This is a genomic window from Thioalkalivibrio sp. ALgr3 (genome assembly GCF_000377325.1).
GTDB lineage: Bacteria > Pseudomonadota > Gammaproteobacteria > Ectothiorhodospirales > Ectothiorhodospiraceae > Thioalkalivibrio.
Genome location: NZ_KB898005.1, coordinates 1 through 7701, shown reverse-complemented (window position 1 = coordinate 7701; position 7701 = coordinate 1). Strand labels below are relative to the sequence as shown.

Genomic DNA, 7701 nt, shown 5'->3' with positions numbered 1-7701 from the left:
TGCCCGCTTTGTCTTGTACCAATGCCAGCTCTGCGGCTTTATGGCGGAGACAAGTGAACGCTGTGACCTTTTCGGGGAAGGCGGGGATCTCCATTGACCATCCCGAATATTCGGGATGTAAAGGGGGTTGCCGCTACTGTCCGGGCGCACATAGGATGTAGATGTCCGCTCCCGATGGAGGATGAGATGCCCAGGAGCGGGCGATGATTGTTGCAATGACATGGAGGTGTTTAATAATGAAGCACGAATACGATGACGGCCGCTCCACTCTGGCGATCACGCGCCGTGATGGCGAGGGGGTCTGGATCGGTGATGATGTATATGTCCTGTACGAGTCTGCCCCTCGCCCCCGGATCATCGTCGAGGCCCCGCGCGATATGCCGGTGGTCCGCGACTCCCTGCTCCCGGCGGACCAGGCGGAGCGGGACCGGGCGGCCGTCGAGGCGGCCGAGCAGGGTGCCCCCGCGTACTCCGGGACGGTCAGCAGCCTCGTGCTCGGCATCGGGCGGCGCGGCCTGCGGGTTCACATCGGCCGTCCGGGGATCGACCTGACGCTGGATGTCCAGCGTCACACGGGCGCCGCTGCCCGATTCGCGGTGACGGCCCCGCGCGAGCTGACGATCCTCCGGGACGAGCTGGCCGAAGACCTGGTGGCGTAGCTCCGGTACAGCAGCCGCTCCAATGAAGAAGGCCCCATCCTTTCGGGTGGGGCCTTTCTCGTTGGGAACGCCGATGGCGGCCTGTGGCTATGCCGCGACGGGCTCAAAGGGGCGGGCATCCTCGACAACGAGGCCGTGCCCGAGGGCGGCGAGGGCGGCGTGGACCGCCTCGATCTTGGAGCTGTGATCCACGTCTACCAGCCGCCGGATCGCCCCCTCATGGTTGCCCATGCGGCGGGCCAGCTCGGAGTTGCTGACCTCCTCGGCCTGCATGGCGACCCGGAGCGCGAGCTTGGCCGCGATCAGGGGCGACACCGGGGCGATGGCCTCACCCGGTTCCGCCTCGGTCGGGAATGGGAGGGGGCGCCCCTCCATAACGTAGCCCGCGAGCGCCGCGCCCAGGGCATCCCCCATTTCGCGCAGCGCCTCCTCTTGGGATTCGCCGTCCGTCAGGGCCTCCGGCACGTCCCGGCAGGTCGCCAGGTAGCGGCCGTCTTCGTCGCGTTCGAGTTGTACGGGGTATGCGTAACGCATGGCTCTGTCCTCAGATGTCGTTCGGGTCGATCCCGAGCTGCTTGCACATGGCGTTTAGCAGGCCGGAGCCGATCTCCTTTTTGCGGTCCTTCAGGGTCGTGAAGCGGTCGCCGTAGTAGATGCGGCCGTGGCTCCCTTTCCCTTGGTGTTCGACTAGGTGAACCGGCGTGCCGGTCTTCTTTCCCAGCTTGCGGAGCCGCTTCAGGTACTCATTTCCATTCATGTTGGGGCAATCCCTTGTCCATAGCTTCGTACATTTGTGTGCGAGGGTCAACCCGTTGTCCGGTCGAGGCCCGGCCCCTCCGTCCCGGCGGGCTCCACGTCAACGAGGTGCGTGTAGAGCTGGGTGGTGTTCAGGCTCGCGTGGCCGAGGTTGTCCTGCACGCGCCGCATCGACATCCCCGAGGCCAGCATCAGCGTCGCGGCCGTGTGCCGCAGCAGGTGAGGCCCGGTCTGGGGTTTCACGATTCCGGCATCGGCCACGGCGCGCTGGACGATGTGGTGGATGTTGCACTGGCGCATGGCCGCTCCCGTTCTCACTCGGAACAGGCGATCTCCGGGGTCCAGGCGGCCGCCCTGGGGATCGGCCAGGCTCTCCAGGTACTCGACCAGATGCTTGCGGTTCCTGTCGAGAGGGCGGACCAGCCGCTCCTTGTCGCCCTTGCCGATCACCCGCAGTACACCGTTGTCGATGAGATCGGTGGCGTCCTTCACCCGGAGCGCCTGCACTTCGCTGGATCGAAGCCCGGAATCGAGGATCAGGCCGATCAACGCCAGATCGCGCAGCCGATTGGCGTGATTGCGGGCAAACAGCGTGTCGATCAGTCGATCCACCTCTTTGGGGTAAAGGAAGGCCGGGAGGCGCTTGGACGCCCGGCCGCCCCGTCGCGTCTTTTTCAGCTCCGCACGGTACTTCTTGACCGGATTGCCCTCTCGGATGCCCTCGAACTCCAGAAAGTCGAAAAAGGCGTCCACGGCGGAAATGCACAGGTTCCGGGTCGATGCGCTGACGTTTTGCGTCTGCTCATTCACGAATGCCCGGATTGTCGGGGGTGTCGCCTCCGAAACGTGGATCAGGTGCATGGAGGCCGCAAACTCGATGAATTGCCGCGCGCAGCGGGAATACGCCCGAATCGTGGCCTCGGAGTAGGGAGTGGCGAAATCGCCGCCTTTCAGCCAGTCGGAAAAGGCCCCCAGGAGGCGGTTCTGTGCCTGTTCGGTGTCGATGGCCCCGGCCCCGGTCTCCGTTTCGGGCTCGTTATAAGTGTTAATGGTCATTATCACTTAATCCTTTCTTGCGTGGAGCAGGGCGAACACGCCGGACCCCGCATTTTTCGCGCCGCTGCCGCGTGTGGTTATCACTTATTCCGATCTCGGGAGGCGCCATTTACGCCAGTCAGAGCAGGGAACCACCCTGATTGGCCCTTTTGATCGCTCTCTCCTTCTTTTCCCGCGTGCGATGTTCTGCAAGTAATATATAATCACTGTGCGGGTGCAATGTATACAAGCAAGGAGAAAATGATGCAGGCAGAAGATAAGCGGCGCATTTCCGCTGAACTGACCGGAGATGACGCCGTTCGTGCGGAAGTGATGGCAACGATGCTTCGTATCGGTTCGGGGCCGGACAAGTCGATGACCAAGCTGGAGCGAGACACCGCGTTCGTTCAGCTCGCAATGTCGGCACTGGAGCGCGTGATCGACGAAACCCGCGTTGCAACGGGGTCCGGATACCCCAGCGCCTCGCAGGTACAGGACTTTCTTGATCGGAAGGCGAGGAGCAAGGAAGTGGGCTCGGGCGAGACCTACTCGATCTGAACCCGTTGATTGCCGGTAATGGGGGCGAGGCAGCGTTTGGGCCTCGCTCGCCCTTCACTGAGGCGCTGATCGTTGATCGGGAGGTCGCGTGCATAAAAGCGTACTTCGGCCCGTCATGGTCGTATTCGGCTTCTGGTGGGTCATTCTCTGGTTCTGGGCCGGGATGCCGCTCGCGCTCCCGGACGTGAGGCAGGTAATGGATGTGGCGGCGGTTGCCGGTGCGACCGCCCTGCTGGTGTTCGGGTTGGCCTATGGCCTGCGCCGGGCGAACGCTTCGGTCCTCAAGGGTGGGGTGGCCAAGATGGCACGTTCCACGATTGGCCCGGTGCCGGGTTACCAGCCGCCCAAGCGCTGCAAGGTGGACTCCTTCAGCAAGGAGCGCTGGCCCCTGACCCACGCCTGGCTCCACAACGGGGCCGAGGGCTTCGAGGCCCATCGCCGGTTGTTCCGGGCGATTCTGGAAACGATGGCCGCGCGGCCGGAGCTACCGGCGGCCCCGGAGCCGGGCGGGCACGGCGGCTGCACGCTGATCGAGCATTGCCTGAATGTCGTGGAGACCGGCTTTCGGGAGGCCGAGCACTGGCGCCTGAGCCGGAAGAACCACCCCAACGATGGGTGGCGTCTGGGTGAAGACGCCTACCCGCTTATGCCGCTCGTTCTGCTCGCGCATGACCTGGGCAAGATCGTCGCCTTCCGCACCGAGAAGGGGGACGATACCAAGGTGATCGGGCGCAAGACCTATCACGATCGGGAAAGTGCCCGTCTGGTCGCGCTCATGGAGGAGTCGTGGGAGCTGTCCGAGGACGAGCACAACGACCTGATTATGGCACTCAGTTTCGAGCACCACCCGCAGGATCTCCCCCTGCACGCGCCGGATCGCGCGCGCCTGCTGATGGAGTTCCTGATTCACTCGGATCGGGTGGCCTCGGAGAACGAAGGGCGTCGGGTCAAAGGCTTGCCCGAGCGGTTTCCTTCGGCGGAGGCCCCGCCGCCCACGCCGGGCGAAGCTCCGGAGCAGGCCCGAGATTCCGCCCGAGATCCGGCCGAGGCCGCTTCTCGGCAAGAGGCTGGAAGCGACAGCTCTCTCTACGAGAGCGGCCAGGAGGCGGAAGTCCACCCGACCCATGCCCCAGCACACACAGACGACAGCCCCCGTCGCGTCGAATCTTCCTCGGGCAGAGAAGCTGACGACGAGGCACAGGCTCAGGCCGCCCGTGAACAGGCCGCCGAGGTCGAGCAAATGTGGGACTGGCTACGCGAGATCATCGCGCGGCCGGGGACGATCAACGGCCGACAGAAGCAGTACCGGATCGGCTTCTGGGATGGGAAGCGCCTGTATCTCAACGAGGCGGATACCCGAAAGCTCCTTGCCAGCGAGTACCACGGGGATACTCAGCGAGCATTCGAGCAGGCCGGGGACGGCCGGTTCCCGATCACGACCCCGTTGTTGGAGGCGCTGGACGCCAAGGGCGTGCTCGTGCGGCGCCACGATGGGCGCGAGTGGAACGCGAAAAATGCGCTGTTCAAGGTGAAATCGACCGACCCGGACACCGGCAAGGTGCTCAACCAGGGCTGGAACAGCGCCATCGTTCTGGAGTTCACCCCGGATACGCTGCCGGTGGTGCTGGGCACCATGTCCCCGGCGCCGAAGCCGCCCCGAATCACCGGGGCAGTGTTTCCGCAACATGCGCTGCGCAAGCGATCGTCCGTGCCGGAGGAGGCCGAGGAACCGGCGCCGGATGCGCCCGAGAAGGCCAGTGAGCGTCTGGTTGAGAATGAGGAGCCGACTTGCACCGACGCGCCATCGAGCCCTGCGGAGGAGGCGCCCGAAGCCGCTGCCGCCCCCGAGGGCGCGGCCTCGGAAGACCCCTTTGCGGCGTACATGTCGCAGGCGCTTCCGCCCCGGAAGAAGAAGCGCAAGCCTCAGCCCAAGGGCGGCGAGGCTTGCCAGGTACCCACCCAAACTCCCGCCGAACCCGATGCAGAGTCGGAAAGAGGGTTGAACGCGATGGATAAGGAACCAGTCTCGAAAGTGGAGCAATTCAGCGAGGACGACTTGTACGCCCAGTACGAGGAGGACTCGCGATGATCGAGGTGGTGGTAGATTCGCCTTCGCGTGACGAAGACGAGTTGTTGGACCAGGCAGCTCGTGAGTGGCTGGAAGGCCACAGGGAAGCAGAAGACTTTGTGCGGCTGGTCCAGCCGCGCGTCCAGCGGATCGCCTACAGCGTCGCAGGCCGTTATGCCCTGTTCGGGAGCGAGGATGATCTGGCCCAGGAATGCCTCACGGTGTTGTTCGAGGGACGAGGGTGGAATCCGGATGCGGGGTCCACGCTGGCGTCGTACCTGTTCGGGGTTGCCCAGCGAATCGCGAATGCGCGAACCAAGCGGTTCGACCATCGCGAGGTGCAGCCCATGGGTGAGATTTTCGACTCCATGGAGGCCCATGCTCAGGCCGACGAGTCATTGGCTATCGAAAGCCAGCCCCTGGAAGTGCTTGAAGAGGCTGAAATGGCGCGGCGGGTTTCCCGGATCAACACCACCGCCCTGAGTACAGCCCTGAAGGAGCTGGAACCGCGCAAGAGAAACCGGAAAGACACTCGGCACCAGCGGGGGAACGAGACGCTGCAATCCATTCGGGATCGAGCCGGGCTCACCCGCGAGGAAATGGCGCAGGGCTTGGGGATTCAGACATGGAAGTACCAAGCCTACGAAACCGGCAAGGCGAAGCCCCCTGAGAGCTTCCATGATCGGGCGCGCGAGTACGCGGAGAACGCCCGGCCCCCTCAGCAATTCGACTGGCTGCACAGGGCCTCTTCTAAGGAGATCGTGGCCTCCTGGATGGAAATGCTGGGGGTATCCCTGGACGACCCGCTTCTACAAGAAGTAACCGGGAAGACGATCAAAACGCTACAGAGGTGGTACAATGCAGATCAGAAGCCAAAGGTAAGCAGTCTCGCGCATTGTCACGCAGCGGTGATTGCTTACCTGGCCGAATCAAGCTGCGGAGGAACGTCGAAATGAAGCAGAAGGGAACGGCAGGTAGCGTCTTCCCGAAGAACACGAAGGGTAGCGTCAACGTAGAGCGTGTATCCGGGATGAATCCCGTTGGCCGACTCGGTGGAAGTCTGGTCCCGCCGGAGGGCTCGGATCGACGGCAGAAGAAGCGCCGCATCCGCTCCCCGGAGCAGCGTGAGCTTCTGGAGATCCGCGACAAGATGGGTCTGTCTCAGGCGTCGTTCGCTGCGGCCATCGGGATTTCCCGCGACAAGCTGGTGAACATTGAGAACGGTCGCATCCTCAACATCGAGGACGAGATCATGGAGCCCGCTCGGGAGCTGGTCGAAGACCCGGAGCGCCTGAACGCCGTGGAACGCCTGAAGACGGCGGACATGAATGATCTGGTCAACGAGTGGTGGGGGAAGCTGGGGCTTCCGCTGGATGACCCCGAGAGCGACAAGGAAGGCGCGGACCTGATCGGCGTACACGCCAACAGCGTCTACAGATGGAGAAAGGGGATGGCCCGGCCGGACCCGGAAACCCTCATGCGATTCGACCGTCTGGTGGATCGGCTATCCAGGCAGCTCAACGTGAGCTGAATGAAGAAGCCCCGGCTCGCCGGGGCTTTTTCCTTCAACCGTACTGACCCCGGATATGTCAGGGGGGAATGGTCATGTACAGGACAGGAGGCCACATGCAGCGCACCGCGTTTTTAGCTTGGGCCATCGCGAGCCTTGCGGTCTTTGCCCAAGCGGGTGTGATGGCTGACGAATCGAAAGAAGTTTACGGAGGGTGGCAATTCGAGAAGCTGGAAGGGCTCGCAGTGGCGGATACGCGATCACTGGATACGGACAGCGAATCGTTATTGTTGGCCGCCTTCCCGCGCGATGACTGTTCCAAGATTCGTTACGAAATCTCCGGTCAGTACGCTGGCTCCCAGGTCGAAGCAGCGGGTCTCCTTCCGGCACAAATAGGCGATCTCTTTATTGGAACGGAAAGCAGCCGCATCGTGACAGGGCGAGCGGTGGTTCACGAGATCGACGATGAGGGGGGCAGCTTTATTATGGATATTGAGCCCGAGCGACTTGATGACCTCACGAGCTTGCTCCTGACGTCACCACAGGAAGGTGAGTTGCACGTTCGTCTGGAGTTCTTTGGTCAAGACCCGCTGGTGTGGTCCTTCCCGTTAAGAGGATCGTCCAGGGCAGTGCAAAGTGGCTATGCGCATTGCGAGTAAATGGCTGATTTTTAGGCTATAATCTGGGGTTTTGGGGTCAAAAAGGGTCGTCGTCCTCGAAGTTCTCCCCCTCGAACAGATCCGCCCACTCCCCGTAGCCGAACTTGGCGGCTCCGACGAGGTTGACCGACTCCTCCCCATAACGGCCGCAGCGCTCGATGAAGTCGGCCGTGAGGGTCTGGTCGTTCCACTCGATACCACCCGCCTCGTTCGAGCGGGCCAGCAGAAGCGCCGCGGCCAGGAGGAAAGCATCTGCCCGCTCCAGGGTCGGGCGGTTTTCGGCCGCGCTCTCCTGTTCCGCCTCCATCGCCATCTGGCGCGCGAGGGCGGCCACCGTCCGGTTCGGGTAGGGGGTCGGACTGGGTAGCGGTTTCCCTCCCGATGAGTGCTCACGGCAGTATCCCTCGAACTCTGCGAGGGAAGGGGGGCGGCTCATCGTCTTGGTGCAGCGGCGGG

The 7701-nt window shown here is 63.3% G+C and carries 10 protein-coding genes; 6 read left to right on the top strand and 4 right to left on the bottom strand.

Annotation, left to right across the window (positions count from 1 at the left end):
- Nucleotides 1-236 precede the first annotated feature (236 nt).
- Nucleotides 237-659: a carbon storage regulator gene (locus C998_RS0113425; protein ID WP_018871394.1), complete on the top strand. Its 423-nt coding sequence runs from the start codon at nt 237-239 to the stop codon at nt 657-659.
- An 87-nt stretch (nt 660-746) separates the two neighbouring features.
- On the opposite strand, the gene C998_RS0113420 is transcribed toward C998_RS0113425, so the two are convergent.
- Genes C998_RS0113420 through C998_RS0113410 form a run of 3 tightly spaced genes read right to left on the bottom strand, consistent with a single transcriptional unit; the run spans nt 747 to nt 2471 of the window.
- Nucleotides 747-1193 (bottom strand): type II toxin-antitoxin system HicB family antitoxin, encoded by a 447-nt coding sequence (locus C998_RS0113420; RefSeq protein WP_018871393.1) that lies wholly within the window; start codon nt 1191-1193, stop codon nt 747-749.
- 10 nt (nt 1194-1203) lie between these two features.
- Entirely contained in the window at nt 1204-1416 is a 213-nt protein-coding gene (locus C998_RS0113415) for a hypothetical protein (protein ID WP_018871392.1), read from the bottom strand.
- Between the two features lie 47 nt (nt 1417-1463).
- Nucleotides 1464-2471, bottom strand: coding sequence for a tyrosine-type recombinase/integrase (locus C998_RS0113410; RefSeq protein WP_018871391.1), 1008 nt, complete (start codon nt 2469-2471; stop codon nt 1464-1466).
- Nucleotides 2472-2714: 243 nt separating this feature from the next.
- On the opposite strand from C998_RS0113410, the gene C998_RS0113405 reads away from it, so the two are divergent.
- From C998_RS0113405 to C998_RS0113385, 5 genes are all read left to right on the top strand, one after another.
- Complete coding sequence (locus C998_RS0113405; protein WP_018871390.1) at nt 2715-3008, top strand: hypothetical protein; 294 nt, start codon at nt 2715-2717, stop codon at nt 3006-3008.
- Between the two features lie 88 nt (nt 3009-3096).
- The gene (locus C998_RS0113400) at nt 3097-5097 is read left to right on the top strand and encodes a hypothetical protein (RefSeq protein ID WP_231365008.1); all 2001 of its coding nucleotides are present in this window, start codon (nt 3097-3099) and stop codon (nt 5095-5097) included.
- A complete protein-coding gene (locus C998_RS0113395; RefSeq protein ID WP_018871388.1) occupies nt 5094-6032 on the top strand; it encodes a hypothetical protein in 939 nt (312 codons plus the stop codon). Before C998_RS0113400 ends, C998_RS0113395 begins: the two co-directional genes overlap by 4 nt.
- A 74-nt stretch (nt 6033-6106) precedes the next feature.
- Complete coding sequence (locus tag C998_RS0113390) at nt 6107-6607, top strand: DNA-binding transcriptional regulator (protein WP_018871387.1); 501 nt, start codon at nt 6107-6109, stop codon at nt 6605-6607.
- Between the two features lie 95 nt (nt 6608-6702).
- Entirely contained in the window at nt 6703-7245 is a 543-nt protein-coding gene (locus tag C998_RS0113385; RefSeq protein ID WP_018871386.1) for a hypothetical protein, read from the top strand.
- A 37-nt stretch (nt 7246-7282) separates the two neighbouring features.
- On the opposite strand, the gene C998_RS0113380 is transcribed toward C998_RS0113385, so the two are convergent.
- A partial coding sequence (locus tag C998_RS0113380; RefSeq protein WP_231365007.1) for a hypothetical protein occupies nt 7283-7701 on the bottom strand: 419 nt, incomplete at its 5' end.